The sequence below is a fragment of the Polymorphospora sp. NPDC051019 genome, assembly GCF_040683055.1.
In the GTDB taxonomy this organism is placed as follows: domain Bacteria; phylum Actinomycetota; class Actinomycetes; order Mycobacteriales; family Micromonosporaceae; genus Polymorphospora; species Polymorphospora lycopeni.
Genome location: NZ_JBFBCH010000041.1, coordinates 1 through 26,723, shown reverse-complemented (window position 1 = coordinate 26,723; position 26,723 = coordinate 1). Strand labels below are relative to the sequence as shown.

General features: G+C 68.0%; 25 protein-coding genes and 5 pseudogenes. 20 read left to right on the top strand and 10 right to left on the bottom strand.

The genetic code is table 11. The features are described from left to right. Positions 1-123: 123 nt before the first annotated feature. Positions 124-265 (bottom strand): annotated as a pseudogene (locus AB0M79_RS35985) (UDP-N-acetylglucosamine--LPS N-acetylglucosamine transferase); the annotation flags it as partial. A gap of 78 nt (positions 266-343) precedes the next feature. On the opposite strand from AB0M79_RS35985, the pseudogene AB0M79_RS35980 reads away from it, so the two are divergent. Further along, positions 344-481 (top strand): annotated as a pseudogene (locus tag AB0M79_RS35980) (transposase); the annotation flags it as partial. Between the two features lie 77 nt (positions 482-558). Here the strand turns inward: AB0M79_RS35980 and AB0M79_RS35975 are convergent. Together AB0M79_RS35975 and AB0M79_RS35970 are read right to left on the bottom strand one after the other, a co-directional pair. Continuing rightward, positions 559-1,239, bottom strand: coding sequence for a hypothetical protein (locus AB0M79_RS35975; RefSeq protein ID WP_364223199.1), 681 nt, complete (start codon positions 1,237-1,239; stop codon positions 559-561). Between the two features lie 69 nt (positions 1,240-1,308). Continuing rightward, the gene (locus AB0M79_RS35970; RefSeq protein ID WP_364223196.1) at positions 1,309-2,850 is read right to left on the bottom strand and encodes an NAD(P)/FAD-dependent oxidoreductase; all 1,542 of its coding nucleotides are present in this window, start codon (positions 2,848-2,850) and stop codon (positions 1,309-1,311) included. Positions 2,851-3,031: 181 nt separating this feature from the next. Between AB0M79_RS35970 and AB0M79_RS35965 the strand changes: the two genes are divergently transcribed. The 4 genes and pseudogenes from AB0M79_RS35965 to AB0M79_RS35950 form a co-directional block, all read left to right on the top strand. Next, positions 3,032-4,222, top strand: coding sequence for a hypothetical protein (locus AB0M79_RS35965; protein ID WP_364223193.1), 1,191 nt, complete (start codon positions 3,032-3,034; stop codon positions 4,220-4,222). A 375-nt stretch (positions 4,223-4,597) separates the two neighbouring features. Beyond that, positions 4,598-4,834, top strand: a pseudogene (locus AB0M79_RS35960) (IS30 family transposase); the annotation flags it as partial. Between the two features lie 269 nt (positions 4,835-5,103). Then, the gene (locus AB0M79_RS35955; RefSeq protein ID WP_364223205.1) at positions 5,104-5,337 is read left to right on the top strand and encodes a transposase; all 234 of its coding nucleotides are present in this window, start codon (positions 5,104-5,106) and stop codon (positions 5,335-5,337) included. A 116-nt stretch (positions 5,338-5,453) separates the two neighbouring features. Next, positions 5,454-5,918 (top strand): annotated as a pseudogene (locus AB0M79_RS35950) (transposase); the annotation flags it as partial. Positions 5,919-6,218: 300 nt separating this feature from the next. On the opposite strand, the pseudogene AB0M79_RS35945 reads toward AB0M79_RS35950, so the two are convergent. Next, positions 6,219-6,749 (bottom strand): annotated as a pseudogene (locus tag AB0M79_RS35945) (transposase family protein); the annotation flags it as partial. A gap of 235 nt (positions 6,750-6,984) precedes the next feature. Between AB0M79_RS35945 and AB0M79_RS35940 the strand changes: the two are divergent. Next, entirely contained in the window at positions 6,985-7,272 is a 288-nt protein-coding gene (locus AB0M79_RS35940; RefSeq protein WP_364223191.1) for a DUF6194 family protein, read from the top strand. Between the two features lie 80 nt (positions 7,273-7,352). After that, a complete protein-coding gene (locus AB0M79_RS35935; protein WP_364223189.1) occupies positions 7,353-7,964 on the top strand; it encodes a hypothetical protein in 612 nt (203 codons plus the stop codon). A gap of 346 nt (positions 7,965-8,310) precedes the next feature. On the opposite strand, the gene AB0M79_RS35930 is transcribed toward AB0M79_RS35935, so the two are convergent. After that, on the bottom strand, positions 8,311-8,436 hold the full coding sequence (locus AB0M79_RS35930; protein WP_364223186.1) for a hypothetical protein: 126 nt from the start codon (positions 8,434-8,436) through the stop codon (positions 8,311-8,313). 82 nt (positions 8,437-8,518) lie between these two features. Next, a complete protein-coding gene (locus AB0M79_RS35925) occupies positions 8,519-9,295 on the bottom strand; it encodes a transposase family protein (protein ID WP_364223183.1) in 777 nt (258 codons plus the stop codon). Positions 9,296-9,644: 349 nt separating this feature from the next. Here AB0M79_RS35925 and AB0M79_RS35920 point away from each other — a divergent pair, with 349 nt between their 5' ends. Beyond that, positions 9,645-9,995, top strand: a complete 351-nt coding sequence (locus AB0M79_RS35920) for an Lsr2 family protein (RefSeq protein ID WP_364223180.1) — start codon at positions 9,645-9,647, stop codon at positions 9,993-9,995. 34 nt (positions 9,996-10,029) lie between these two features. Here AB0M79_RS35920 and AB0M79_RS35915 read toward each other — a convergent pair whose 3' ends face one another. Next, positions 10,030-11,277, bottom strand: coding sequence for an MFS transporter (locus AB0M79_RS35915; protein ID WP_364223177.1), 1,248 nt, complete (start codon positions 11,275-11,277; stop codon positions 10,030-10,032). A gap of 141 nt (positions 11,278-11,418) precedes the next feature. Here AB0M79_RS35915 and AB0M79_RS35910 point away from each other — a divergent pair, with 141 nt between their 5' ends. Then, positions 11,419-11,976: a CGNR zinc finger domain-containing protein gene (locus tag AB0M79_RS35910; RefSeq protein ID WP_364223174.1), complete on the top strand. Its 558-nt coding sequence runs from the start codon at positions 11,419-11,421 to the stop codon at positions 11,974-11,976. A gap of 259 nt (positions 11,977-12,235) precedes the next feature. Here the strand turns inward: AB0M79_RS35910 and AB0M79_RS35905 are convergent, their stop codons facing one another. Further along, complete coding sequence (locus AB0M79_RS35905) at positions 12,236-13,462, bottom strand: CoA transferase (RefSeq protein ID WP_364223171.1); 1,227 nt, start codon at positions 13,460-13,462, stop codon at positions 12,236-12,238. A 264-nt stretch (positions 13,463-13,726) separates the two neighbouring features. Here AB0M79_RS35905 and AB0M79_RS35900 point away from each other — a divergent pair, with 264 nt between their 5' ends. From AB0M79_RS35900 to AB0M79_RS35870, 7 genes are all read left to right on the top strand, one after another. Then, positions 13,727-14,899 carry an extracellular solute-binding protein gene (locus AB0M79_RS35900; RefSeq protein ID WP_364223168.1) on the top strand — a complete coding sequence of 391 codons (1,173 nt, stop codon included), beginning with the start codon at positions 13,727-13,729 and terminating at the stop codon, positions 14,897-14,899. A 73-nt stretch (positions 14,900-14,972) separates the two neighbouring features. After that, positions 14,973-15,926: a sugar ABC transporter permease gene (locus AB0M79_RS35895; RefSeq protein ID WP_364223165.1), complete on the top strand. Its 954-nt coding sequence runs from the start codon at positions 14,973-14,975 to the stop codon at positions 15,924-15,926. Then, on the top strand, positions 15,926-16,783 hold the full coding sequence (locus AB0M79_RS35890; protein WP_364223162.1) for a carbohydrate ABC transporter permease: 858 nt from the start codon (positions 15,926-15,928) through the stop codon (positions 16,781-16,783). Before AB0M79_RS35895 ends, AB0M79_RS35890 begins: the two co-directional genes overlap by 1 nt. A 61-nt stretch (positions 16,784-16,844) precedes the next feature. Continuing rightward, positions 16,845-17,621, top strand: a complete 777-nt coding sequence (locus AB0M79_RS35885; protein ID WP_364223202.1) for an SDR family NAD(P)-dependent oxidoreductase — start codon at positions 16,845-16,847, stop codon at positions 17,619-17,621. A gap of 53 nt (positions 17,622-17,674) precedes the next feature. Then, positions 17,675-18,529: an SMP-30/gluconolactonase/LRE family protein gene (locus AB0M79_RS35880; RefSeq protein WP_364223159.1), complete on the top strand. Its 855-nt coding sequence runs from the start codon at positions 17,675-17,677 to the stop codon at positions 18,527-18,529. Positions 18,530-18,539: 10 nt separating this feature from the next. Beyond that, positions 18,540-19,325 (top strand): SDR family NAD(P)-dependent oxidoreductase, encoded by a 786-nt coding sequence (locus tag AB0M79_RS35875; protein ID WP_364223156.1) that lies wholly within the window; start codon positions 18,540-18,542, stop codon positions 19,323-19,325. 34 nt (positions 19,326-19,359) lie between these two features. Beyond that, positions 19,360-20,367 carry a LacI family DNA-binding transcriptional regulator gene (locus tag AB0M79_RS35870; protein ID WP_364223153.1) on the top strand — a complete coding sequence of 336 codons (1,008 nt, stop codon included), beginning with the start codon at positions 19,360-19,362 and terminating at the stop codon, positions 20,365-20,367. Between the two features lie 32 nt (positions 20,368-20,399). Here the strand turns inward: AB0M79_RS35870 and AB0M79_RS35865 are convergent, their stop codons facing one another. Together AB0M79_RS35865 and AB0M79_RS35860 are read right to left on the bottom strand one after the other, a co-directional pair. Beyond that, positions 20,400-21,818 (bottom strand): GH1 family beta-glucosidase, encoded by a 1,419-nt coding sequence (locus tag AB0M79_RS35865; protein WP_364223150.1) that lies wholly within the window; start codon positions 21,816-21,818, stop codon positions 20,400-20,402. A gap of 5 nt (positions 21,819-21,823) precedes the next feature. Further along, the gene (locus AB0M79_RS35860) at positions 21,824-22,609 is read right to left on the bottom strand and encodes an amidohydrolase family protein (RefSeq protein WP_364223147.1); all 786 of its coding nucleotides are present in this window, start codon (positions 22,607-22,609) and stop codon (positions 21,824-21,826) included. Between the two features lie 250 nt (positions 22,610-22,859). On the opposite strand from AB0M79_RS35860, the gene AB0M79_RS35855 reads away from it, so the two are divergent. The 4 genes from AB0M79_RS35855 to AB0M79_RS35840 all read left to right on the top strand — a co-directional run bounded on the left by AB0M79_RS35855 (position 22,860) and on the right by AB0M79_RS35840 (position 26,504). Next, complete coding sequence (locus tag AB0M79_RS35855; protein WP_364223144.1) at positions 22,860-23,396, top strand: 2,4'-dihydroxyacetophenone dioxygenase family protein; 537 nt, start codon at positions 22,860-22,862, stop codon at positions 23,394-23,396. A 1-nt stretch (position 23,397) separates the two neighbouring features. Continuing rightward, on the top strand, positions 23,398-24,414 hold the full coding sequence (locus AB0M79_RS35850) for an alcohol dehydrogenase catalytic domain-containing protein (RefSeq protein ID WP_364223141.1): 1,017 nt from the start codon (positions 23,398-23,400) through the stop codon (positions 24,412-24,414). Between the two features lie 44 nt (positions 24,415-24,458). Then, a complete protein-coding gene (locus AB0M79_RS35845; protein ID WP_364223138.1) occupies positions 24,459-25,445 on the top strand; it encodes an NAD(P)H-quinone oxidoreductase in 987 nt (328 codons plus the stop codon). Positions 25,446-25,826: 381 nt separating this feature from the next. Next, positions 25,827-26,504: an MFS transporter gene (locus tag AB0M79_RS35840; protein ID WP_364223135.1), complete on the top strand. Its 678-nt coding sequence runs from the start codon at positions 25,827-25,829 to the stop codon at positions 26,502-26,504. The last annotated feature ends 219 nt before the right edge of the window (positions 26,505-26,723 follow it).

Genomic DNA, 26,723 nt, shown 5'->3' with positions numbered 1-26,723 from the left:
ATCGGTCACTGTTTCCGGGATGCCGCACGTCTACCGGACGGGGCGAGGATGGCCTCCGCGACCACTGCGGTCATGTCGGTAGCGGGCGTCCGCGCATTCGGGGGTGGGGGCACCGTCGGCGAGGAGCGCTGTCAAGGCGGGTTCGAGGTGCTGTTCCGATTCGACGTACGTGGTGAGTCCAGTCTTGCGTAGTGCTGCCGCCGTTCGCTCTGCCGTGGCCGGGCAGCGGCCGGTAGGTGACTGTGGGTAGACCGGCGGCGATCGACCCAGGGTGTTGCCCCCTGATCTTGGACACTTGAACCTTGGATCGTGATGGTCCGGGGAGATCAGGAGTTCCTGACAGATGGTGATGAAGCACTATCCCGCGCAGTTCAAGGCCGACGCGGTGGCGCTGTACCGGTCTCGACCGGGGACGACGATCGCGCAGGTCGCTGACGATCTCGGGGTCAATCGGGAGACGTTGCGTAGCTGGGTCGCCGCTCGTCCGGCCCGATCGCGACGCCCGCCAGGTATGTGATGGGCCGCGGGGCGGATTGGGTGCCGCCCAATCTGCCCCCGCTACGCCGTTTCGCGGGTCAGGTACGGATTGAGATGATCAGGGCTTGCCCGTCGCGGACCAGTAGTGCCCGTGGCCTGGGGGCGTTGAGGGTGTTGGCGTGGTTGAGGAAGGTGTTCAGTGCGGTCACCGCGGTGGCCTTGTCGCCGGCGCTCAGGGCGGCCGCGGCCTGGTTGAGGCTGGCGCTGAGTTGGTCTGCCTTGGGTGGCCGAGATTGTCCTGGTGGCTGGGTAGCCGTTGACGAGCGTATGCAGGTCGGTCAGCGACGTGGTGGTGGTGAACTTGACCGTTTTTGTGGTGACGTTGCCGGCTTGGTACTTGGCGGTGATCATCAAGGTGTGCTCGCCCAGTGGCAGGTCGGCCACTTTGATCGTTTTGTCGCGTCGGATCTGGTTTCCGTCGAGCAGGGCGAAATTGTTGGTGCCGGCCGCGCCGGAGGTGGAGTTACTGACCGTCCAGTTCGGAGTCAGCGTGCCCGAGTCGACGTACGAGGTGCCGTCGGTGATGCCCTCGACCTCGACTGTCGGCCCGGTGCGGTCCACCCGCAGCCACAGCGAGCGCTGCTTCGAGGTGTTGCCGGCCCGGTCGATTGCCCGGTAGAGCGGGCGGCGCGGAAGCGGCGGGTCAGGATCGTGGCGCCCGCCGGCGGCGCCGTGGGATGCGGGCCAGGTCGGCCTGCTCACGTCCGGTGCGCTCGGCGACGGGCCCGATGATCGAGCCGGTCACCTTCCGAGGCGTGGGCGCGATCGCCGTCATGGCGGCTGGCTTGATTGGCCGTCGCGGTGGACGGCGGCTGCCGCGGTGGTCGCGGGCAGCGGTGGGGCTGGTGTCAGCGGTGCCTCGCGGCCGGTGCTGCGGCGCCCGTCGCCTTTGGCCGGCTCCTCGTGGTAGTCCTGCTCCACGTTGACCGACCAGACGTCGTGGCCGGCGGCCTGGGCGATGTTCTCGGCGGTGAGCATCGCCGTCAGCATCGAGTGGTCCTGGTTGTTGTAGCGGTGCATACCGTTGCGTCCGACCGGGTGCACGTTCGGCACCTCCCGTGCCAGCCACTGCCGGATCACGTCGACGTTGCGTTCGTAGCGTTCGTCGTAAACCGGGTACGCCTTCGGCATCCGCACGACGTAGCCGGCCTCGACGACCCCGGGGCGGGTCAGCCCCAGCTTCTCCAACTCCGTGGTCGCGGCGACGATCAGGTCGGCGTCGGGTGTCCGCCAGGTCTCGTCGTCCGCCGACACGAAGTACTCGAGGCCGAGGCAGGTGCGGCCGTCCTTCACCAGATACGACGACCAGGAGCCGAAGTTCTGGATGCGGCCCACCTTCACGCCCGGGTCGTGCACGTAGATCCAATTGTCGGGGAATGAGAACTCCGACGGCACGACCAGCGCCACGGTGAGGAAGTCCCGGTAGCGCAGGTCCTGGGCTGCGGCCCGGACCTCCGGCGGCGGGGCTGGACGCAGAGCGGCCACCAGTTCGGAGATGGGCATCGAAGAGACGATGTGGGCGGCCGGCTCGGTGCGCCGCCCGGCGGCGCCGTCGACGGTGACCGCGACCGCGCGACGCCGCTGCGGGTCGCGGTGGACGGCGGTCACCGAGGTGCCGGTCTGCACCGTGCCGCCGCGTCGTCGTACCTCCTCGGCGCAGCGTTCCCACATCATCCCGGGTCCCAGCTTCGGGTACTGGAATTCCTCGATCAGGCTGGTGACGTCCTTGCGGTTACGTTTCGGTAGTACCGCGTTGCGGATCGCCTTGGCCAGTGACAGGTTCTTGATCCGCTGGGCCGCCCAGTCCGCCCGCAGTCGGTCGGCCGGCATGCCCCATACCTTCTCCGTGTAGGTCTTGAAGAAGATCGAGTACAGCCGCCAGCCGAACCGGGCCGAGACCCATCCCTCGAAGTGTGACTGGTCCCTCGGTGGCCGCAGTCGCGCCCGCGCGTACGAGCCCATGCATCGGGCAGCCTCCCAGAGCCCCAGGTTGCGCAGCGCGTTGCCGGCATTCAGCGGGTAGTCGTAGAGCGCTCCCCGGTAGTGGATCCGGCTCATCCGGGGGCGGAGCAGGAAGTCCTCGTCGGGCAGGATCTCGTGCCAGAAGTTCTCGACCCGGGACACCTTCGTGAAGAACCGGTGCCCGCCGATGTCGAAGCGCCACCCGTCCCGCTCCACGGTCCGGCTGATGCCGCCGACTACCTCGTCGGCCTCGAACACCCGCACCGGAGCGCCTCGATGGAGCAGTTCGTACGCCGCGGTCAGGCCCGCAGGGCCCGCACCGATCACCACGGTGCCGTGCTCGTCGCCCACGCCCCGCCGCCTCCCTCACCCGATCGGTCGGACGGCTGGCCGCTTACCCGCTACGTCGGCCGTGACACATGCCAGGAGCAGGGTGTGGTCGGCTCCGTACCGGGTACGCGGCGCCGATTCGTGCGGGACGGTCGGGGGACGGATGGTCGGGACGGGCCGGGTGGGCCAGCTGCTTGCTCGGGTGCCCGCACCCTGGCCGTACGTGCTCGCGGTCTTCGTCGGCACCAAGGTCGCCCTCAGTCTGGTCGGAGTGCTTACGCTCGCCGCCTTCGACGAGATTCCCTGGGCGCCGCCGCCGGACGATGTGCTGATGCGCCAGCAGCAGCGGGAGGTCTCGCCGCACCGGTGGCTGTCGCTCTGGTTCGCCTGGGACTCATTCCTTTACGACCACCTGGCCCGGCTGCCGCTCGACCAGCCGTGGCGGGACTTCGGCTTCCCCCTGCTGTACCCGTTCCTCGCCCGGCCGCTGGCCCCGCTGCTGGGTGGCGATACCACGCTGGCGCTGCTGGTCGTCGCCAACGCGGCCTTCGTCGGCGTGCTCTACTACGCCCACCAGCTCGGCGAGCGCCTGCTGACGGGCGCTACCACCGGCGCTGCCGGCGGTAGCGCCACCGACGGTGGCGGTGACCGGGCGGCGAGGCGGTTCGTGCGGTATCTGGTGCTGCTGCCCACCGCCTTCCTGTTCCACGCGGCGCTCACGGAGTCGCTCTTCCTCTGCCTGGCACTGGCGACCTTCTACTACGCGGAGAAGCGGCGGTGGCCGTTGGTCGGCGTGGTCGGCTTCTTCCTCGCGCTGAGCAGGTCGGCCGGGTTCTTCGTGGTCCTCCCGCTGGCCTTGCTACTGCTCGGGCAGGGCGGCTACCGGCTGGGCCCACGCGCCCTGCGGGGGTACCTGCGTACCGGATGGCCCCTGCTGCTGCTGCCTGCCGGCTGGCTCACCTTCATGGCGTTCTGCCGGTGGCAGAGTGGGGACTGGTTCGCCTACAAGCATGCCCAGGAGGAGGGCTGGAACATCCGCGTGCAGAACCCGTTCGGCGTGCTCTGGCACGGTGTGACCGGGACAGCGCCGCGGGACGCCGTACGGGTCTGGATCGCCGTCGTGGTCCTGGCCGTCCTCGTCACCGGCGCCCGCCGCCTGGGCATGCCCTACCTGGTGTATGGGGTGATGATGGTGCTGGTGCCGCTGTCGATGGGCCCACCCGTCTACAAGAGCCTGCTGCGCTACCTGCTCGCCGTATTCCCGGTGGCCCTCGTGCTGGCCTCCTGGGCGCGGCGGCCCAAGGTCGACGTCTGGTTGACCGCCGCGCTCGCGCTGCTCCAGGGCGTCCTGTTCGTCGTCTGGCTCGCCTACTGGACCCACTTCATCATCTGAACGGCGCCGATCGGGCGGATGATTCCGGTCGCCAGCACCCCGACCCAGAGTGCCGCTGTCCCCGCCCAGTGCCAGCGAAATCGCCTGTGCCCCACCTGTATCAGGGGCAGCCGGACCGCCGTCAGAGCCGGGGTGACGTCCCGGGCCACAGAGCCGCCAAAGGTTTCGGCACACGGTGGAAATGGTCACCCCCGTCTGCACGGAGCTGGCCAGCCTGCGGGAACACCTGCTGACTCCGCTCCTGCGGCCTTGGCTGCCGGTCGTACACGCGATCACTGGGCGGATCCAACTGATCGTCGCAACACCTTGTCGGAGAGGTGGAGCGGTGGGCAGTGGTGGGCCGGGGCAGAAGCGGGTTCGGGAGTATCGGGTCAGATTCCCTCGCCGGGTCGGCCGACAGTGGCGTGGCATGAGGACCGGGTCAAGTTCTGGGCTGCGATCAGTCGCGGTGTGATGACCGAGGACGCGGCCGTGGCAGAGGGCGTGCCGTCGCCGGTCGGATTCCGGTGGTTCCGGCACGCTGGCGGCGTGAATCCTTCCATGTCGCCGACGGTGTCGGGCCGCTATCTGTCGCTCAGCGAACGTGAGGGCATCGCTCTGTCGCGGGCGCGAGGCAGGCCAAAGACCTGCGGATCAGAGGTTAGGGGTTCGAGTCCCTTCGGGCGCGCAAGATCAATAGTGGTCTGACCTGCTGGAATGCTGGTCAGGCCCCTTGCTCGTTCCGTCTCTTGTGGATGGTTGGGTGCTCGGTGGGTGCTCGTGCGACGAGCATCCTTCGCGTCCCGGCCCGTCCAGCGGCGGCAAGGCCTGTCCGGGTTGGTTTTGATCATGGTGTCCCCATCTCAGATGGTGATGTGCTGGCTTGCCATCCTCTTTGCGTGATGGTCGATGCGGACGACATGGTGCGGACCGGGGCTCCGGACGACTTCTGGCAGGAAGCCCAGCCGTTGATCCCGGTCCCGGCGGTGCGGCCGCAGGGTGGTGGGAAGCGGCGGGCTGATGGCCGGGCAGTCCTGGCCGCGATCGTCTATCTGGTCCAGGCCGGGTGCTCCTGGCCGAAGCTGCCCGCGGTGCTGATCACGCTGACTGCACGTGCATTGGCCGCTGCCCGTTGACACCGAACTCGCCCGCTCGATCGCGGTCCTCGCCCGGGCCTGCCAGGACGCCACGTGGCGGCGCACCCGGGTCGGCAACGAGCTGCGGTCCCTGCTGCGCGAGTATTACCCCGGCCATGCTCGAGGCTGCCGCCAACCGCAGCGGCAGCTTGGCCACGCCGCTGACTCGAGTCCTGATCGAGCTGGCCCCGACTCCCGCCGCGGCGCTCACGGCGTCCACGGCCCGTATCGCGGCCGCGCTACGCAGGGCTGGCCGTTCCCGCAACATCGACCAGGCCGCCGCCGAGCTTCACACGATCCTGCGCCGGCCCCACCTACGTCAGGATCCGCTCGTCGAGCAGGCGATGGGCGTCCAAGCCTTGCGGTTGCTCGCCACGCTCACCACGCAGTGCGAGACCGTCGACCACTTGTCGGCGGCAGTCGAGGCGTCGTTCCGACAGCACCCGGACTACGAGATCATCACCAGCTTTCCCGGCATCGCAGCCCAGGCCGGCGCCCGGCTGCTGGCCGAGATCGGCGACGGCCGTACCCGATTCGCCGATGCGCGATCTTTGAAAGCTCTCGCCGGCGCGGCACCGGTGACCCGTGCCTCCGGCCGCAGCCTCATCGTCTCGCAACGCCGGATCAAGAACGACAGACTCGCCGCGGTCGGCTTCACCTGGGGACTGTCAGCACTCAATCTGTCACCCGGCGTGGCGAGCCCACTACGACCGGCGCCGAACCGCCGGAGACGGCCACGCCGCAGCCTTCCGCTGCCTGTTCAACCGCTTCCTCGGCTGCCTGCACCACTGCCCGCAAACACGGGAGCACTACCGAGAGCCGGTGGCCTTCCCGACCTCGACCGAAGCGGTCGCTGTTTGACAGTTACGCCCATCGGATATCTTGTCCGCGAAGGTCATCACATCGACGCTGGTCAGGGCCTTGATGAGGCCGTGGGATTTGGCCGCGGTCACGTCGTGCGTCGATCCGGGCAGCGCGGCCGAGGCCCACTTGAGCCGGCCCGCGGGGTCGGCCAGGACCTGCACGTTGACTCCGTGCCGCTTGTGTTTTCCCGAGTAGTAGGGCCGTTGGTCGGCGACCCGGTCGATCGGGATCAGCGTTCCGTCCAGGATCGCGAACGCCAGCCGTGTGGCCTCGCGCATCGTTACGGCGAGGTCTGGTGCGCAGGTGGCGAGCAGGTCGACGGCTTCCCGCAGGTAGCGCCACACGGTGGTCACCGACACCCCGAACCCGGCGGCCAGGCGGGTGAGGGTGTCGCCGTTGCGCAGGTGGGCCAGGGCCATCAACGCCTGCCGCTGCGCAGGTAGCCGGCGCCACCGGCCGCCGAGCGAGATCCTGCGGGCCCGGATCAGGTCGGTCAGGCGGGTCAGGCTGCGCGTGGACAGCGGGATGCTGGCAGGATAGGCAAGCAACGAAGCTCCCGTGGCGGACGGTGTGTCTTGGTCGACTGCTGTCCTACCGGGAGCTTCGTCCTATCTGGAGCAGCGACACGCCGCCCCCGCCCGGTCCGCCCAGACCAGCCCTGATCACGATGAAAGAGGCTCATTGTCGAACATGATGTGTCGGTCTTCGACGAGCCCTCCCATTTCGTCCGCCCCGGCGTCTTCCGTCTCAACCTGGGACCTGGGCCGAGCCGAATTCGAGCGCGTGTTCGCCTTTCCGCCCAAGGAATTCGCTGCGCACCGGGATGAGTTCGACTTCGTCCGGGTGGACATGGTCGTGCCGCACCCGGGCTACGCGCTCTACGGCTTCGGCAGCATCGTCATGCCCGGCCCGCAGATGCGGCCCGAGATCGACCGGCTGCTCGCGATCGCCCACGCCCGAGCAGTCGACCGCCACGAGCGCGCATCCCGCCGGGCGGCCGACCAGCAGGGCGCGTTCGCCGACAGCGCGAATCATGGCGGGGTGACGGTTGACGGTCTTCTGCCGGAATAGAGTTGCTCCGACGCGGCTGTTTGTCGTACTCCGGTCAAGGTGGTGTTCGTCGATATCCTGACCAGATGCGATCTTTCCGTATGAGCCTCGGACCGCTGCTGCTACTTGCCCTCGTCGCCTGCTCGGGTCCTGACACGGCCGCGACCGCGCCTTCCTCGTCGCCGGCCGAGCCGCCCCGGCCCGGCCGGCTGATGCCGAGCGCCAACCCGTACACCGCTGACGGCCCCGCCACGACCACGGACTACGGCGCTCCCGGTACACCGCACGCGGAGATCATGTATAAGTTGCAGCAACAGGTGCTGAACCAGGCCGGCTCGCCGGCGCATACGTCCGTGACCTGCAACAAGAAGTTCTTGACCGGCAACGTGACGGCGAGGTGTACGGTGAAGTTCGACGACCTCGCGGTGCCGATGGACGTGACGGTGTCGATCGCCGACCAGTACATGACCTGGTCCGCCGTCGCCTCGGTCGGCGTGCTGTCCCGGCCGAATGTGGGTTTTCTGTGGAACAGCGAAGCAGCCAACAACAACGCCCGGCCGGGCACTGCGATGTGCGACGCCGCGATGCCCGACCAGGCGGTGTTCCCCTTCGGCGCGACGCCGTTCTACTGCTGGTACACCACAGAGTTGGGCACCGTGGTGGAAAAGCAGGTGTCGGTCGACCGGCGGGGCATCACCTTCGAGAATGCCTGACCATGAGGAGACTTCGCACGCCGCCGAGGGCGGAGTCGCTTCGCCGGGCAGCGACAGCCCATTGATGAACGCCCTTGAGGACATGTCACAGAGAAGACGTGTCCGCAGCCGAGACTGCGGGCACCTCCCTGTTGAGAAGGGTCAGTTCAGTCGGTACGCCGTTGGCATGGTCTGCTTCACGGTGTTGCCTTGGCTGTCTGGGGCGGTGATCCGCAGCGGCCGCCGCGCCGGTTGCGCCCTTTTTACGGTGGTGCTGATCCATGCCACTGCGCCTGCTCCTGTTCGACTTCGACGGGCTGCTCTGCGACACCGAGCGGGCCGCCCACCCAGGGCCTCGGCAAAGTCGTTAGGTGATGCCGAGTAGTGCCAGTGGGCGGCTGCTGTCGCGGGCGTGGTGGCGGTTGGCGGCGGCGATGTTGGTGACGCCGGCGGCGCGTAGCGCGCCGATGGCGGCGTTGCGCAGGGCGGTCATGACTTGTGGTCCGGTGCCGGTACGGATCTGGGAGCGGTCTTCGTCGTAGGTGACGTCCCGAACGTGGATCAGTGAGCCCTTTTCATCGTGGGTAGCGGGCGTCCTCGGCGGCTTGGAGAACGAGGATGGCCTGCACGATCGCGGTGGCGCGGCGGGGGCAGCAGCGGAGCTTGGTGAGAATCCTCCAGCTTTTGAGGGTCGCGACTGCGCGTTCGCCGAGGGCCCGGATCTTGGCGTGGTGGCGGTTGACGGTCTTCTGGCGGCGGGACAGGCGGGTGCGTCGGCGTTTGAACGGTGTCCAGACGGTGCCGCCGGCGCCTTGATAGCCCTTGTCCGCGAAGGTCATCACATCCGCGCCGGTCAGGGCCTCGATGAGGCCGTGGGATTTGGCCGCGGTCACGTCGTGCGTCGATCCGGGCAGCGCGGCCGAGGCCCACTTGAGCCGGCCCGCGGGGTCGGCCAGGACCTGCACGTTGACTCCGTGCCGCTTGTGTTTTCCCGAGTAGTAGGGCCGTTGGTCGGCGACCCGGTCGATCGGGATCAGCGTTCCGTCGAGGATCGCGAACGCCAGCCGCGCCGCCGTGTGCATTACTTCGGCGATGTCTGGTGCGCAGGTGGCGAGTAGGTCGACGGCTTCTCGTAGGTATCGCCACGCGGTGGTCACCGATACCCCGAACCCGGCGGCCAGGCGGGTGAGGGTGTCGCCGTTGCGCAGGTGGGCCAGGGCCATCAACGCCTGCCGCTGCGCAGGTAGCCGGCGCCACCGGCCACCGAGCGAGAGCCTGCGGGCCCGGATCAGGTCGGTCAGGCGGGTCAGGCTGCGCGTGGACAGCGGGATGCTGGCAGGATAGGCAAGCAACGAAGCTCCCGTGGCGGACGGTGTGTCTTGGTCGACTGCTGTCCTACCGGGAGCTTCGTCCTATCTGGAGCAGCGACACGCCACCCCGTCCAGCCTGCCCAGACCAGCCCTGATCACGATGAAAAAGGCTCAGTAAGGCGAGATCGTTTTAGTATTTGTAGTACGGGTCGGTTGATCCAGACCGTGGCGGGAGCCTGGGCGGCTGGGGTGGTCGCGGGAATCGTTGTGGGTGGCGGGTCTGGGCGGCAGCCGACGTTTGTCGCAGTGCCGGCCGGCGATTGTCGTTCGAGCTGAGGAGAACGCTACCGGCCCTCCGGCACGTACTCGCGTTGACGTAACAGGAGACCCCATGGCCAGGCAGGTAATCACCACGCTCATCGACGACCTGGACGGGAAGCCGGCTGACCGGACCGTCGAGTTCGGAATCGGCGGTGTTAAGTACACCATCGATCTGTCTGAGGCCAACGCCGGCAAGCTACGCACCTCTCTCGACCCGTACATCGAAGCCGGCCGGCGACTCGGCCGCAGCGGACCGGCCTCGCCCACGAGCCGGCCGGCCAGCCGATCCGCGACGGCCCTCGACAGGCGTCAGGAGAATCGTGAGATCCGTGACTGGGCCGCCCAGAATGGTTTCGAGGTCTCCGTACGTGGCCGTATCCCACAAGAAGTGCTCGACGCCTACCGCACGGCACACCGGTAGCCGTCTCCATCTTCGGGCGGCATCGTCAGAGCCCTCATGGAACCCGAGGCGCTTCGCTGTCGGGTCTGGCAGCGGTGTTGGTCGTGGTGACGGGTCTGCGTCGTGGCGATCGTGACGGCTCCTGCGGCGAACATGGCGAGCACGAGCATCGCCTGACCAGGGTGTACAGCAGTGCTGCTGCCGCCTGCAGGAGGGCGATGCCGGTCAGGTACCAGTGTGCGGTGCCGACGGTGGCCAGCCCGGCGAGAGCGGAACCGGTAGCAGCAGCGGAGATCTTCAGCCCGGCCCCGATGGTGAACACCTGCGTGCGCAACTGCGGCGGGGAGTGATCCGCGCGGATGCGGAGGGTCACGGCAAGGACGAGACCGTCGCACGCACCGGCCGCGGCGAAGCAGACTGCCGCGACGGGGACGGAGGAGACCAGCGCCGCGGCGGCGAGCCCGAGAGCGGTACCGAGCAGGCCGATGACAGCCAACCGCTGCGGCAACACGGTCGGCCGCAGACGGGTCATGCCGAGCGTGCCGGCCATGGCGCCGACCGCGAACGCGGTCATCAGCAAGCCGCCGGCTCCCGCGCTTCCCAGGCTTGTGGCGAGAAGGACGCTGGTCGTGGTCAGTGCACCGATACCGGTGAAGGCCAGGCAGGTGGCCGCGGTGATGGCACGCAGTTCCCTTTCCTGCCAGACCGTTCTCACACCGTCGGCCATGTCCCTGCGAAGCCGCGTCGGCACCACCGGTGAGCCCTCGACGCCAGTGCGCAGCGGGAGCAGTGCCGTCAGCACGCAGGCACACGCCGCCGCCGCCGACAGGACGAGCATCGCCGTCGCCGGGGAGAGGGCCGAGGCGACCAGCCCGGCGGTTCCGGGGCCGGCGACGGCGGCGGCGTTGTAGGTCATGGCGTCCCAGGAGTAGGCGCGGCTGCGCTCCCCGCCCGCCGGCAGCAACCGCGTGATCAGGCTGGACAGGCCGCCGGAGACGATCGGCCCGCAGCAGCCCCCGGCCGCCGCGATGGCGAGGGCCAGAGGAAGGGGAATGCGTCCGATGCTGATCGCCAGGGCGGAAATCGCCATGGCGAAGCCACCGAGCGCGCCGGCGTAGAAGAGCCGGGGCCGGCGTGCACGTGCTGCCACGGCGCCGGCCAGCGGAGCCGCAAAGACATGGGGGGCCATCCAGGCCGTCAGGACGAACGCCCCGTGCGCCGCGCTGCCCGTACGGTCTACGGCCAGCATGACCACTGCCACCGCCATGCCCTCATCGGCCAGCCGTGCGAAGAACGCGGTCACCAGGTATCGCAGCACTCTCGACCGCCCTGACATCGCCACCTCCACCAAGTAACGGGATCTTATTGCAAGACGTTACAGTCGAGGGTGTATGTATTTTCGGTGCCTACCCGCCGTCCGGACCGCGGATCAAGGAGTGCAGACGTGACAAGCCAGGGCTTCCAGGCCGTCCAGCGCCTGATCGACCTCGCGAACGCCGTACGAACCCATCCCGAACTGCCGCGCGAGGTGGCGGTGTCGCTCTTGGCCCACCACGGCGAGGGCCCGCAGGACCTGACCGAAGCGGCACTGTCCGACGCAGACCTCCGGGAGCTGAGGGGCGCCGCTCTGAAGATGACCGAAATCCTCACCGAGAGCGACACCGACCGGGCAGCCGTCGCCCTCAACGAGCTCTTGGCCGACCACGCCGCCGCCCCCCGCCTGTCCCGGCACGACGGCCACCCCTGGCACCTGCACGTCGACCGCGGCGACGCCGGATGGGCCGACTGGTTCCTGGCCTCCAGCGCCCTGGCCCTGGCGCAGATCCTCACCGAGCACGGCCGCGCCACCTGGGGCGAATGCGCGGCCGCCAACTGCCGCAAGCTCTACCATGGCACCGGCCCCGGCAGCCCGCGCCGCTACTGCTCCACCACCTGCGCATCACGCACCCGGGTCGCCGAACACCGCCGCCGCAAGCAGACGCACACCTCAGCTCACAAATGACCGGCAGACGCCCCTGGCAGGTTGCTCGACTGTGGCGGGCCGACCACGTTGTCAACGTGACCCCCCGGGTGCCGGTGTCGTCGCCCAGCTCGGTCGGGGCCTGCAGCGCGTCGCCGCCGATGTCGACGGTCAGGCCCTGATCGCGGGCCCGGCCGGCGATGCCGGTGAGCGCATCACGGTCGCCGTCGGTCAGGTCCTGCGCTGGGCGACGATCGAGATCACGACTACCGTATCGACGAGGATGGACCGGGGGGCGAGGTCAACTTTCGCGGTGTGCGGTAGGTGGTACGGAGGTGACGCCAGCGTCCAGCAGGTCGGCGATGGCGTCTTCTGAGTAGTTGAGTTCGCGGAGGATGTCGCGGGAATGTGAGCCCGCTGGCAGTGGTGGCCGGTTGGGCAGAGTTGCGGCGCCGTTGAGCATGAAGCCCAGGAGCGGTACGCCGATCGGTCCGTCGATGCCCGGCACGGCGATTGGTGTGAAGGCGCCACGTTCGGCGTATTGGACGTCGCTGAGCGCGTCGGCGAGTGATCCTCGTACGCGGGCCGCGGGGATGTGGCTCCTCTGGAGTAGTTCTTCCCATTCCTCGGCGGTGCGGGTGAGCATGATCTTCGAGAGGGTGGCGTGCTCTCGGTCGAAGTCGGCGGTGGGGGAGTTGAACGGGTCGGGCTTGATCAGCTCCGGGTGGCCGAGCAGGGTCCACAGTCTGGTCATTTGATCCTTGTTGCAGGCACCGAGCATGATCGAGCCGGCTCGGGTCGGGTAGGTGGACGTGGTGGCCAGTGCCATGGTGTTCCCGGTCGGTGTGGGCTCGAACCCGTCGCGAAGGTGCGAGGTGACGTGGCAGGCCATCAGGATGGCGGCGACGTCGATCATGCCGACGTCGATAGACGTTCCTTCGCCGGTGCGGTCCCGGTGGAAGAGGGCGCTGGCTATGGCGAAGGCCGCGGTGATTCCGGTGGCGTAGTCGATGGCGGGCGATCCCTGGCGCAGGGGGCCAGTGCGCTGGTCGCCGTTGGCGGACATGTAGCCCGAGGTTGCCTGGACGACGTTTTCGTATCCGGTGTACTCCCGCTTGGGACCACGGGCGCCGAACGCCGAGATGCCGCAGTGGATCAGCCCGGGATTGATGGCCGCGAGGTCTGCGTAGCCGATGCCGAGCCGCTCGTAGGCGCCGGGCCGGGCGTTGGTGAGGAACACGTCGCTTCGTCGCACGAGTTCCTTGAGCACCGCCCGGCCGCGTTCGTCCTTGAGGTCGAGCGTCAAGAACCGCTTTCCCGCGTTCTGGGTCAGGAACTGAGTCCCCATGCCCTGGTCGTTCAGGCTCGGGTCTGTGCCGACGTTACGCACGAAATCAGGAGAACACGGCCTTTCCACCTTGATTACCTCTGCTCCGAGCAGGGCGAGTTGGTAGGCCGCGTAGGGCGCGGCGAGCACCTGCGAGGCATCCACTACGCGGATGCCGGCGAAGGGTAGTGAAGCTCCCACAGTGAGTGCACCTGCCTCTTGTGCGGACTTGTAGTTACAGTCGGTAGTCGAAGTGGGTGGTTGGCAGCAAGCCTGGGACGTCCTATTATTCGATTAAGCAACCTCCACACCGCCGACGTCAACCCACCACGCCGTACGCAAGGAGCGACCATGCGTCCGAAGCCTCACGTAGCTATAGCCGGCATGACGGCCGTGGCTATCGCCCTTACCGCGTGTTCGTCCGGGGAGCCGGATGCGGCCTCGTCGGGGCCGCCCTCCGGGGGCGTGACGATCCTCAGCTGGCGGCTCGCCGACCCGGGCGCACTCGGCCAGCTGCACCAGAGCTGGATCGACTCCTTCAATGCGAGTCAGAGCGCCATCAAGGTCACCGGTGAGCCGGTTCCCTTCGCGGACAAGGGCACCAAGCTGGTCAACACCGCGCTGAGTGGGTCAGCCCCCGACATCGTCGCGATCACCACCTCCGAGATCGCCGACTACGCGAACTACCTCCTGCCGGTGGACGAGTACTGGCAGGCCGAAGGCGCCGAGTTCGCCGGTGCCTTCACCGAATCCGCCAGGAACCTGGCCAAGTGGGATGGCAGGCTCTGGGGAGTTCCCATCGAGGACGGCACCAGCGACGCCCTCTACTACAACAAGAAGGTGCTGGCCGAGGCCGGCGTCGACGTCGAGAACGCAGTTAGTTCTTGGGCGAACTTCCGGTCGGCGCTGCAGACCGTGAAGGCGTCCGGCAAGACACCGATGGTGTTCCAGGGCAAGGATGCCGCCAGCTTCGAGCGGCACTGGGCGTGGTACGTCGCCGGTGGCGTGAAGCTGGATGATCCGGCGCAGTATGTCGCGCAGATGTGCAGCCCGCAGGCGGAGCAGACCTTCGCCTGGCTGACCGCGCTCTACACCGAGGGTGGCCTGGTCCCGAACCCGTCCGGCATCGGCTACGACGAGTTGACCCGCCAGTTCGCCGCCGGCGACGTCGGTTTCGTCACCGATGGTCCTTGGGGGCTCGGCATCTACGAGGGCAACAACCCCGGTATCGGCGACAGCATCGGGGTGACCCGCATGCCTCCGAAGGAAGTTGGGGGACAAACCGGGGCGAACCAGGACGCCCTTATCTTCGTTATCCCCAAGAACGCCAAGAATCCTCGGGCGGCCTGGGAGTTCATCAAGTACATGAGCACCGACAAGGCTCAGGAGGGCAGTGCCGAGGCAGGCGGATTCGTCCCCACACGCACGGCTGTCTTCAACTCGCCGACGGTCACCGAGAACGAGTTGCTGTCCACCTACAGCACGCTGATCGAGGAAGGCGGATTTGTTCGTCCTCGAGGGCCGCACATGGCAGAGATGCGGCAGATCCTGATTACCGCGTACCAGGCCGCCGTGACCGGCCAGCAACCCGTGGACCGGGCATTCCAGTCCGCCTGCAACCAACTCAAGGCACTCTGACCACCGCCCGGCCCGATGTCTGGTTCTCCTCCCTCGGCCTGTCGAGGGAGGAGAACCAGGAGGGAAGCTGATCATGGACAGCGCAACCAAGAGCCCTCCGCGGCGGCAGAAAACCCCCAGAGATGCCCGGAGTGCCGGGCGGGCCGTTGCCCGTCCCAGGGCGTCGCTGCGGATCCGGATGGTCTTCTTCGGGCCGCTCCTCGTTCTGATGGTGGGCCTGCTCGCCTTTCCGATCCTGTTCGCCCTGTATGCGAGCTTCGCCGACGTCAACAACCTGTTCTCGCTCAAGTTCGCCGGCCTGACGAACTACGAGTCGCTTCTGGCACGCCCGGAGACCCTCTCCGGTCCGCTGATCAACACACTGCGCTTCACCCTCGGCTCCGTGGTTCTGGCCCTGGCGCTCGGCTTCGGCGCCGCCCTTCTCCTGAACGGGCGGCTGGCCGGGCGCCGGGTGATGCGCAGCGCGTTCATGTTCCCGTGGGTGATTCCGACGGTCGTCACGGCACTGCTGTGGCGATGGATCATGGACTCCAACGCCGGTGCGTTCAACGGACTGTTACTACAACTGCGAATCATCGACCAGCCGGTCAGCTGGTTGGGTGAACCTCAGCTGGCGCCGTGGATCATCATCCTCGCCCAGGTCTGGCGCGGCTTTCCGTTCATCATGGTGATGCTGCTCGCGGCGATGCAGACCATCCCCGCAGAGCTGCACGAGACGGCTGCCGTCGATGGTGCCGGACCGCTGCGACGTCTGGTGTCGATCACCTGGCCGGGCGTACGACCGATCTTCATCCTCGTCGGCACGCTGGAGGGCCTGTACGCGTTCCGCGAGTTCGCGATGATCGACGTGGTCACCGGCGGCGGCCCCGCCGGCGCGACCGAGGTTCTGGCCACCCAGGTGTACCGGCTGTTCTTCCAGTATCACCGGTTCGGCGATGCGATGGCACTCGCGGCGCTCATGTTCGTGCTGGCGTTGATCGCCACCCTGTTTCTCATGCGCATGGCAGCGCGAGGCGAGGAGGACTGATGATGGCGACCCGGTCCACGCGGCTGTACCACCTCTCCCGTCTGACGGGCACCGCGATCAGGTACACACTCGTCGCGTGCTTCCTGCTGTTCGCGCTCCTGCCCTTCTTCTGGATGCTGTCCACGGCGTTGAAGCCGGCCACCCAGATCTACACCAGCCCGGTGACCTGGTGGCCGTCGAGCCCCACACTGGAGAACTTCGTCGCCGTCATCACCCGCGCCGACTTCACCGTCATCATGGGGAACACCCTGCTGGTCGCCGGCGTGTCGGCAACGGTGAGCACCACCGTGGCGCTGCTCGCCGCGTACGGACTGTCACGTCTGGCCAGCCGATGGGGTGAGCTCCTCGTCCTGCTCCTGCTGTTCGCGCAGATGATCCCGACGATCCTCTTCGTCATCCCGTACTTCCTCGTCTTCCGGACGCTGGGCCTGCTCGACACCCTGCTGGTGCTGATCGTCACCCACGTCTCGCTCACCATGCCGATCGCCACCTGGCTGTTGCGGCGATTCATCGCCAAGGTGCCCCGCGAACTCGACGAGGCGGCGCTCATCGACGGGTGCGGCCAAGTGGGTGCCCTTTTCCGGGTGGTAGCCCCGTCCGCGCGGGCGGGCATCGGCGCGGTCTTCTTCTACGCCTTCCTCGGCTCCTGGCACGAATACCTCTTCGCCCTGTCGTTGACCAGCTCACCGGAAAACCGGGTGGTGACGCTGGGAATCACCTCGCTGGTGGGGCAGTACCAGGTGTCCTGGGGCGAACTGATGGCACTGGGCATCCTTACCACCCTGCCGCTCATCGCCCTGTTCCTGCTCGTGGAGCGGAACCTGGTCGAAGGCCTCGCCGGTGGAGTCAAGGGCTGAGCAGACTGCGCCGACAGCGCCGTCCGCAACGACAACCGAAAGGAAAGTGGCAGCAGTGGGAATGTTGGATGGCCGGGTGGCGATCGTGACCGGTGGCGCCCGTGGACTCGGCGAGGGAATCGCCCGGCGCTTCGCCGCCGAGGGCGCCTCGGTCGTCATCGCGGACCGCACACCGGCCGAGCCGTTACTGGCGCAGCTCGCACCGACCCAGCCTGGTCACCTGACGGCGACCGTGGACGTGCGGTCGCCCCGCGAGGTCGACAACCTCGTCGCCGACACGGTCGCCCGGTACGGCCGCCTGGACGTCATGGTTAACAACGCCGGCGTGATGGACTCGGGCGCCGAGGTCGCCGACCTGACCGACGAGGAGTACGACTTCGTGCTCGACGTCAACGTGCGGGGCGTGTTCAACGGCTGCCGGGCCGCGGCCCGGGTATTCCGGGAACAGGACCGGGGGCGGATCATCAACGTCGCCTCCTACATCGGAAAGAAGGCGATCGGCGGTCACGCCCTGTACTCCGCGTCCAAGGCGGCGGTCATCTCACTGACCCAGGCCCTCGCCCTGGAGCTGGGTAGACACGGAACGACCGTCAACAGCATCTGCCCGGGCACCATGTACACCCCGATGTGGGTGGAGAAACTCCCGACCTTCGTCGGTGAGGCGAATCCGGATGTGGACAAGTACCGGCGCGAGCACGCGGCGGCCAACATCCCGGTCGGTCGGATGGGCACCGGACAGGACGTGGGAGCGATGGCGGCCTGGCTGGCCAGCGACGACGCCGTTTTTGTGACCGGAGCGGCACTCAACCTCACCGGCGGCGAGGCGGTGTTCTTCTGAGCGGCGAGCCGCCGGCCGGAGCCGGCATCAGAGCCGTCACCGCACCTGAGGACGTGCTCGGCGAATCCCCGGTCTGGCTCGGCGACCGCGACGGCCTGATCTGGGTCGACAGTCTGCGGGGCCGGATACGGTACCTCGCGGGTGGGGAACTCGATCTGGGGGAGAAGATCGGCTCGGTCGCGCCTCTGGCTGGCGGCGGCCTCATCGCGGCGCTGGAACACCGGGTGGTGGCGCTCCAGAGCGACCGTGCGGTGCGCGAGATCTGCCGGTTGCGTCTGCCGACGACGCACCGGCTCAACGACGGTGCGGTCGACCCGTACGGCAGGTTCGTGTTCGGAAGCATGAACGAGGAGCGCGACGCGCCCAGTGCCGCGCTCTACCGGCTGGGCTTCGGCGGTGTCGAGGTGCTGCGCGACGGACTGACCCTCAGCAACGGCATCGACTGGTCGCCGGACGCAACGACCATCTACTTCACCGACTCGACGGCGAAACGTATCTTCGCCGCCGAGTACCCGGCCGATGGTGGGTTGCGCAACGAGCGGGTCTTCGCCGACTGGTCGGGCCCGGGTATGCCCGACGGGCTCGCGGTCGACGCCGCCGGACACGTCTGGTCAGCCATCTGGGACGGCTCATGCCTGGTCAGGTTCGCCCCCGACGGTGATCTCGTCGGCCAGGTCGACCTACCGGTGCCCCGGCCCACCAGCCTGGCGTTCGGGGGAGCGGGACTGCGAACCGCGTACGTGACCTCGGCCAGAGTGGGGCTCAGCCGTCCAGCACTGGACCGGTGGCCGTACTCCGGCGCGCTCCTGGTCGGCACGCTCGATGCCGGCGGACTCTCCTCCCGTCGGGTGCGCGAGTTGCCCGAGAAACCGTCGACTTTCGACGGTGCGGTGAACCAGGATGGATGAGGGAGGACCAGTGAAGACACTGACCGCCAAGGTCGCGGTGGTGACTGGAGCCAGGCAAGGGCTCGGCGAGGCCACGGCGCGTCGCCTCGCCGACGACGGGGCAACCGTGGTCGTGGCGGATCTGCAGGACCCGGGCGCGCTGGCCGCGGAGCTGGAGCAACGCACCGGCCGCCGGCATGCGGGTGTGGTCCTCGATGTCACGGACGGCCGGCGGCTCCGTGCGGCGCTCGACGACGTGGTGGCGAGGTTCGGTTCACTCGATGTCCTGGTCAACAACGCCGGGGTGAGCCAGCCGCAGCTTCCGCTGATCGAGACGACCGACGAGACCTACGAGCACGTGATGGCGGTGAACGTACGTGGTGTGTTCAACGGCATCCGTGCCGGCGGGGCGATCATGGCCGAGTCCGGCGGCGGCCGGATCATCAACATCGCCTCCTATCTCGGCAAACGTGGCCTGGCGACCTTCGGCGTCTACAGCGCGAGCAAGGGTGCCGTCATCTCCCTGACCCAGGCCGCCGCGGAGGAACTCGGGCCGTACGGGGTTACCGTCAACGCGGTGTGCCCCGGCACCATGGTCACGCAGCTCATGCTCGACACCCTGCCAGCGACGACGGGTGAGGAGAACCCGGATGCCGAGGCCTGGATGCGTGCGTACGCGGGCGACCGGATCCCGGTTCGTCGCATGGGCCGGCCGGCGGACGTCGCGGGGCTGGTGTCCTGGCTGGCAAGCGATGACAGCTCCTACATGACGGGGGCCGCGCTGAACCTCAGTGGAGGCGAGGCGTTGTACTTTTAGGTGTCCCATGGTGTCGCACCGGGAAGGAACCCAGATGAGCGGCGGAAACCGTCGACGTGTCACGCAACGCGACGTGGCGCGGGCCGTTGGCGTGACCTCGGCGACGGTTTCGTATGCCCTCAATGGCCAGCCGGGTGTCAGTGACGAGTTGCGGGAGCGCATCGCAAAGGTCGCGGACGAGATGGGTTTCCGCCCCAGCCGGCTGGCTGTCGGCCTGCGGCTCGGACACACGGACACGATCGGCCTGCTCGTGCCGGACGTGGCGAACCCGTTCTATCCGGAACTCGCGTCAGGCGTCATCGAGGCGGCGGCGGCCGAAGGGCTCCAGGTCTTCGTCTCGCAGGTGGGGCTCGACGGTCGTGATCAACTCCGCGTGATCACCGCGCTGGTCGACAGCCACTGCGAAGGGCTCCTGCTCACCGCGGTTCTGCCGGAGGACGCCTCCATGCTCAAGGAGCTACAGGCGCGCCGCATCCCATTCGGCCTGATCAACCGCAGGATCGAGGACTTACCCGCCGACTGGGTCGGCATCGACGACTTCGCCGCTGCCAAGGAACTCGTCGCACAGGTGGTGGGGAGCCGCCGCAGCGTCGCCATCTTCGGCGGCCCCGAGCGGTCGTCGGTGAGCGCGGGCCGGACCGCCGGAGCCCTGGCCGCGCTGCGGGAGGCGGGTCTGGAGCCGTTGCCGGACGGCCGGGCCGGCGCGCTGACACGCGATAGCGGCGCCGAGCGGGCGCGTGCCCTGTTCGATTCGCAGGGCCCAGTCGACCTGGTGGTCTGCGGCAATGACGTCATCGCGCTAGGCGTCATGGACGTGTGCTACGAGCGCGGGCTGTCCGTGCCCCAGGACGTCGCCATCACCGGCTTCGACGACATGAGCTTTGCCAGCGCCGGACCGCTGCGTCTGACCTCCGTCGAGGTGCCACGACAGGAGATGGGGCGTCGCGCCGTTCAGACCCTGCGCAGGCGGATCGCCGGCTTCGACGGCGAAGCGCAGGTTGTCGAACTGCCCTATCGCATTCGCCGTCGAAGCACCGCTTGAGTCAAGACCGCCGTTGGCGATCCGGCTGGCGTCTACTCGGGGATGCGGCCGGTCCGGGCGAGTTCCGCGAACCACAGCGCACTGTCCTTCTTCGTCCGGACGAGCGTGTCGTAGTCGACGTGAACGATCCCGAAGCGCTTGGCATAACCGTACGCCCACTCATAGTTGTCGAGCAGCGACCACACGAAGTAGCCGCGTACGTCCACGCCAGCCTCGATTAGGCGGTGCACGGCCGTGAGATGCCGTCGCAGGTAGTCGACCCGCTCCGCGTCGTGTACCCGGCCTGCCGCGACTGTGTCCTCGAAGGCGGCACCGTTCTCGGTGATCATCAACGGCAGCTCCGGGTAGGCCCGCGCGATCGAGCCGACCAGTTCCATCAGGCCAGCGGGTTCGATGTTCCACCCCATCGCGGTGTGCGGGCCCGGCTGCGGAAGGAACTCGACGTCCTCGGCGCCCGGCCAGGGATTCCCAGCCAGGATCGCGTTGCCGCTGACCGCCCGTTCACCGGATGCGGAGTCCCACATCTGCACCAGCTTGGTCGAGTAGTAGTTGATCCCGAGCACGTCGAGCGGCTGCCGGATCGTATCGAGGTCACCGTCCCGGACGAACGACCAGTCGGTGATCTTCGCCGTGTCGGCGAAGAGATCCTCGGGGTAAGCGCCGCTGAGCATCGGTCCGGTCCAGATCCGGTTGCCCACGGCATCGATCCGGCGTACGGCCTCGGCACCGGTGGGGCCGGCCGGACGCAGTGCGTGCAGGTTCAGCGTGACCGAGAAATCCGGATCGTTGCGCACGACGCCGCGCAGCGCCTGGATGGCGAGCCCGTGGGCGAGGTTCAGATGGTGCGCGGCGGCCAACACGTCCGCCGGATCCTGCCGGCCTGGGGCGTGCACGCCCGACCCGTACCCGAGGTGGGCGGTGCACCACGGCTCGTTGAGAGTCGTCCAGGTCTGGACCCGGTCGCCGTAGCGTTCGCCCATCCGGCGGGCGTATTCGCCGAACGCCTCGGCGGTGTCCCGGGCCGGCCAACCGCCGTTGTCCTCGAGCGCCTGGGGCAGATCCCAGTGGTAGAGGGTCACCGTTGGGGTGATTCCGCGCTCGAGCAGCCCGTCGATCACCCGGTCGTAGAAGTCGAGGCCGGCGCTGTTCATCTGCCCGGTGCCCTCCGGGATGACCCGGGACCAGGAGATGGAGAAGCGGTACGACTGCAGGTGCAGCGACTTCATCAGGTCGAGGTCTTCGTCGAGCCGGTGGTAGTGGTCGCAGGCCACGTCGCCGGTGTCGCCGTTGACCACCTTGCCCGGGATGCGGCTGAAGGTGTCCCAGATCGAGGGGGCACGTCCGTCCTCGTGTGCCGCGCCCTCGATCTGGTACGCGGCTGTCGCCGAGCCGAACACGAACCCCGGCGGAAACTCAAGACCGCTGTCGCGGAAGTCGGGTGAACCCTGCATGACTGTCACGCCTCCTCGATCTTGAAGATTCGTCGGGCGTTCTCGGAGAAGAGCTTCCGCTTGTCGTCTTCGCTGATCGCCGCGTTGGCGACGAGCGGGATGTCGAGCGTTGTCTCGTAGTACGGGTTACTGCTGGCCCAGAGCACCCGGTCCGCGCCGAGGCGCTCGACCGCGTGTTCGATCGGGTAGAGCTGGGTGTGCGAGACGGCCGTGTCGAAGACGATGTTGGAGTGCCGCTCGCCCAGGTCGAGGCTGGCCGCCTCGTGCGTGGTGTCCATGAAGGGGTGCGCGTTGAGGAACGTCACGGTCGGGAAGGCGTCGGCCAGCCGGCCGAGCTGGAACGGTGCCTCCAGGACCGAGTGCTGCGCCGTGTGCACCTGGGCGACGGCGTCCGGGTATCGGGCGAGCCGCTCGACGATGGCGAACATGGACGGATGGTCGAGCGGGAGTCCGTTGAAGTCGTTGTGGAACATCAGGCCCGAGAGGCCGAGGTCGGTCATGACCCGGTCGACCTCGTCCAGGGCGGCCGCGCCGTGACGGGGCTCCACCACCCCGAGCCCGCGCACCAGGTGGTCCGGGTGCTCCCGCAGGGCCGCGGCGATACCGTCGTTCTGCGCGCGTGAGTCGGCGACCCCGTTCGGATCCTCGTATCCAGGTATCGGCGAGATGACCGACTGGTCGATGCCGTTGAGCCGCATCTTTCGGATGATCTCGTCGGTCGAGCCTGCCACGGACAGGACCGAGCTGATTCCCAGGTGGACGTGTACGTCGATCTTGTAGAAGTTCGCCACTTTCTCGTCTCCCTCGTAACGAGTCTGACTCGTCACCGTAAACCAACCGCCCCGGCACCGAAGTCGCAGGACTTATTCGATTAATGTAGCATGGTGGCCGTTGGCTGAGGGCCGACCTGGCCCGGTCCGGGGCCACCCGTCCCAGCGCCCCGCGCGGTCGCATCCGGGCAGCCGACCCGAACTCGTTCCGACGCATCCAAGGGATGCCCGCCCCTGTCGGCGGCTACAAGAAGGGTGAACACAGATGCCGGTGTCGACACGAACGGATCCACTGACCGGCGAACCGCTGGCCTACCAGGGTGAGCAGCCGTTCGGGAAGGCGGACGACCTGGTCATCGCCGGCGTACTCGGCGCCGACTGCGACGAACGGTTGTGGGTGCCGCAGTCGGACGACGTCTCGTTCCGGCCGCTGCTGTTCTCGGTCAGTCACGGGTACTTCGTGAACGTCCTGCGCGTGCGGAAGACGGGCATCCTGTCCCGCCACCGCCACGCGGGTCCGGTGCACGCCGTCACCCTCAAGGGACGCTGGCACTATCTGGAGCACGACTGGTGGGCGGAGGAGGGCGGCTACAGCTTCGAGCCGCCAGGCGACATCCACACCCTCGAGGTACCCGACGACGTCGAGGAGATGAGGACCCTCTTCCACGTCTCGGGCGCCTACATCTACGTGGATCCGAACGGCGTGCCGCAGGGGGTAGAGGACGTTTTCACCAAGCTCGAGAACGCCCGCCGGCACTACGCCAGCAACGGCATCGGACTCGACTACCTCGACTCACTGGTCCGCTGACATGCCCGACAACGGCATGCGGGCACTGGTCAAGCAAAGTCGCAGCCCGCGCGACGTGGCAGTGATTGACTGGCGCCGGCCGGTGCCGTCTGCGGGCGAGGTCCTCGTCCGCACCGAAGCCGTAGGACTCTGCGGCAGCGACGTCCACGCCTGGAAGCAGGACATCGGTTACGAGTGGGTCGCACGCTCGGTGGTGCTCGGGCACGAGGCGGTCGGCGTCGTCATCGAAGTCGGCAGTGACGTGGACCCCGGATGGATCGGCCAGCGGGTCGTGCCAATCTCGATCGACGGCTGCGGCGAATGCGACGTATGCGCCACCCGCCGCCGGCACATCTGCCCACGCCGTCAAGTCCTGGGACTCTCGTTCCACGGCGCGGCGGCCGACTGCTTCACCGTCGCCGCACAACGCCTCGTCGTCGTCCCCGACGATTTGCCCGTGCAGGCCCTCGTCCTCACCGAGCCGCTCGCCATCGCCATGCACGCCGTCAGCAAGCTGCAGGACGCCGCGCACGGGCGGGCCAGCGAGATCGTCGTCACCGGGCCGGGGCCGATCGGGCTCATGGCGGCGCTACTCCTGGACAGCTTCGGTCACCGGGTGACCCTCGTCGGCATCGCTCGTGATCAACCGGTCCGCCTCGCCGCCGCCGCCAAGCTCGGTCTTCAGACATCCCAAGGCGAGGACCTACCGCTCGCCCCCGACATGTGGCTGGAGGCCTCTGGATCCGGCGAGGCGCTCGACCGCGCCGTGCGCCAGACCGCGATCGGAGGCGCCGTCGTGGTGCCGGCGGTGTTCGCACGGATCCCCACGGTGGACATCAACGTGGTGACCCGCCACGAGCTGCACCTGCTGGGCAGTTACGGAGCCAGCCGAGAGGACTACGAACGGGCGGCGGTGATTCTCCAGCGGGATCCGGGGCGATGGGACGGCCTCACGACCTCGTTCCCCCTCGACCAGGGAGTCGACGCGCTCCACGCCGTCGAACAAGGGTCTGTCGTCAAGGCAATCCTCCTGCCCTGACCGAGGACATCAGTCGCCTGCCAACCAAGTGGAGACGGAACACGATGAAGGCCATCGAAATCACTCGTTATGGAGAACCCGAGGTGCTGCACTGGAGGGAGGTGCCCGATCCGACGCCCGCACCCGGGGAGGTGGTGATCGAGATCGCCGCGACGGCGGTCAACCGAGCCGACATCCTGCAACGGCAGGGAAGGTACGACCCCCCACCCGGCGCACCGGTATACCCCGGGCTCGAGTGCTCGGGGCGAATCGTTGCGCTAGGGGAGGAGGTGTCTGCCTGGGCGATCGGCGACGAAGTGTGCGCGCTGCTGGCGGGCGGCGGATACGCCGAGTACGTCGCTGTCCCGGCCAGCCAACTACTACCGATCCCCACCGGCGTCGACCTCTACACCGCGGCCGGACTACCCGAGGTCTCCTGCACCGTGGAGTCCAACCTGTTCCAGGTCGCGGGACTGCGCTCCGGAGACACGCTGCTCGTGCACGGCGGTGCCTCCGGCATCGGTACCTTCGCCATCCAACGCGCCACGGCCGAGGGCATCCGCGTGCTGGTCACCGCCGGTACCCCAAGGAAGCTCGCCAGATGCCGGGAACTGGGCGCCGACGTGGCGATCTCGTACCACACCGAGGATTTTGTCGCGCGGGTGCGGGAGCAAACGGGCGACCGTGGTGTCGACGTAGTGCTCGATATGGTCGGCGGCGCCTACCTTAGCCGCAACGTCGAGGTCCTGGCCCTCGGCGGCCGCCTGGTCGTGATCGGCCTGCAGGGGGGCGACCGAGCCGAACTCGACCTTGGCCAGCTACAACGCAAGCGAGCCAGCGTAACGGCCACCACGCTGCGGGCGCGACCAATCGCGGAGAAGGCCGAAATCGTCCAAGCGGTACGGAAACGCGTTTGGCCGCTGATCGAGAACGGGCAGATCCGCCCACAAACCGACCGGACCCTGCCGATAACCGAGGTGGCGGAGGCACACCGGATCCTCGAGGCGAGCGGCCACATCGGCAAGATCATTCTGACCGTACGGTCGCAGTAGCACCCGCACGCGACCTGACTACCGGCCGCTGATCGGCCTGGCATTGCCGTCGGCGACCGACGGCCCGTCAGGCCGCCTGCCGGCGACCAGCAGTCTCATCCTCGTACGACAACGCCCTGGCCGAGTCGTACTTCGCCGCCCTCAACCGCGGCCTCGACGTCAACCACCGCCGATGGCGCACCGAGCGCCCGCCGCGACGTGTCCAGGTGGATCGCCCTCCACAACCACCTCCGCCGCCACCCCGCACTCGGCTACCTCGCCCCCGCCGACTACGAACAGGCACTCAAACCCACTACCTCGCAACAGATAGCGGCATAACCCGGTGTCCACATCCCAGGGGACCCTCATGTCGAAATTTACCCAGGTGTATATACTCGCCGGGTGAGCGCACCGGAATACCCCGCACCGGTCCAACCGCTGGTGGTCCGCCCGCTCTGGTCGCTTGCCGGCCCAACCCTCGGAGCGCTACTCGCCGCCGGGCTGATCACCGCTCCCATCGGACCATGGGGAAGCGCTATCCAGCGGGAGCTCGGACTCTCCACCGCGACCACGGCAGTAACCCTGATCGCGTCGTACGTCGCGGCAATGGCGGCAATGGCCGCACCCGGCTACCTGCTCGGCCGACGGTGGCCCACCGCGACCGGGGTTTCGGCGCTTCTGCTCCTGGTCGTCGGAAGCCTGGTGTGCTCTCTCGCGCCAGGTGCGGCGCCGATGGCGGTTGGACGGGTAGTCCTGGGGCTGGGGGCCGGAACCGTGATCGGCGTCCTCCTCGCCGTGTCCAGACAGCTGAACCGCTGGCGTTCTCAGGCCCAACTGGTTCTTGGCCTCACGCTCGGCGCCGCTCTCCTGCTCGGGCCTGTCGTGAGCGGCGTGCTGACGCAGACGATGACCTGGCGGATGGTGTTCCTGGTCGACCTACCGGTGGCCGGGCTTGCACTGGTTGTTACCGCAGCCAGCGGGATCGCCATGTGGGTCATGCGTGCATCCCAGCCGAGCCCGCAGCCCGCCCCCGCTGCAGTGCGGCCCAGCGGCACCCGCCTCGGCGGCCCAACGCGCTGAAATTGTCAATGCATCTGAACAACGTCCCTCGACCGGCCGCCGGCCCTTAGCTTTTTCTTTAATCCTCGTGTCGATTTCGTGCTGCGATGGTCAGTCACGCTTGACGGTTTTGCCGACGTCATGGCGGGGTGTGGGCCGGCGGTTGCGGGAGCCTGGTGGTCGTCCAGGACCTGGTCTGCCGGGTTTCGGTGCACTGGCTGGCAGGGCGGTGGTCGGACG

Coding starts and splice junctions, on each gene's coding strand:
- AB0M79_RS35845 (WP_364223138.1), top strand. CDS start 24,459: ATGAAGGCCATCGAAATCACTCGTTATGGAGAACCCGAGGTGCTGCAC.
- AB0M79_RS35865 (WP_364223150.1), bottom strand. CDS start 21,818: ATGCAGGGTTCACCCGACTTCCGCGACAGCGGTCTTGAGTTTCCGCCG.
- AB0M79_RS35920 (WP_364223180.1), top strand. CDS start 9,645: ATGGCCAGGCAGGTAATCACCACGCTCATCGACGACCTGGACGGGAAG.
- AB0M79_RS35890 (WP_364223162.1), top strand. CDS start 15,926: ATGATGGCGACCCGGTCCACGCGGCTGTACCACCTCTCCCGTCTGACG.
- AB0M79_RS35885 (WP_364223202.1), top strand. CDS start 16,845: ATGTTGGATGGCCGGGTGGCGATCGTGACCGGTGGCGCCCGTGGACTC.
- AB0M79_RS35850 (WP_364223141.1), top strand. CDS start 23,398: ATGCCCGACAACGGCATGCGGGCACTGGTCAAGCAAAGTCGCAGCCCG.
- AB0M79_RS35935 (WP_364223189.1), top strand. CDS start 7,353: ATGAGCCTCGGACCGCTGCTGCTACTTGCCCTCGTCGCCTGCTCGGGT.
- AB0M79_RS35930 (WP_364223186.1), bottom strand. CDS start 8,436: ATGACCGCCCTGCGCAACGCCGCCATCGGCGCGCTACGCGCCGCCGGC.
- AB0M79_RS35955 (WP_364223205.1), top strand. CDS start 5,104: ATGGTCGATGCGGACGACATGGTGCGGACCGGGGCTCCGGACGACTTC.
- AB0M79_RS35895 (WP_364223165.1), top strand. CDS start 14,973: ATGGACAGCGCAACCAAGAGCCCTCCGCGGCGGCAGAAAACCCCCAGA.
- AB0M79_RS35870 (WP_364223153.1), top strand. CDS start 19,360: ATGAGCGGCGGAAACCGTCGACGTGTCACGCAACGCGACGTGGCGCGG.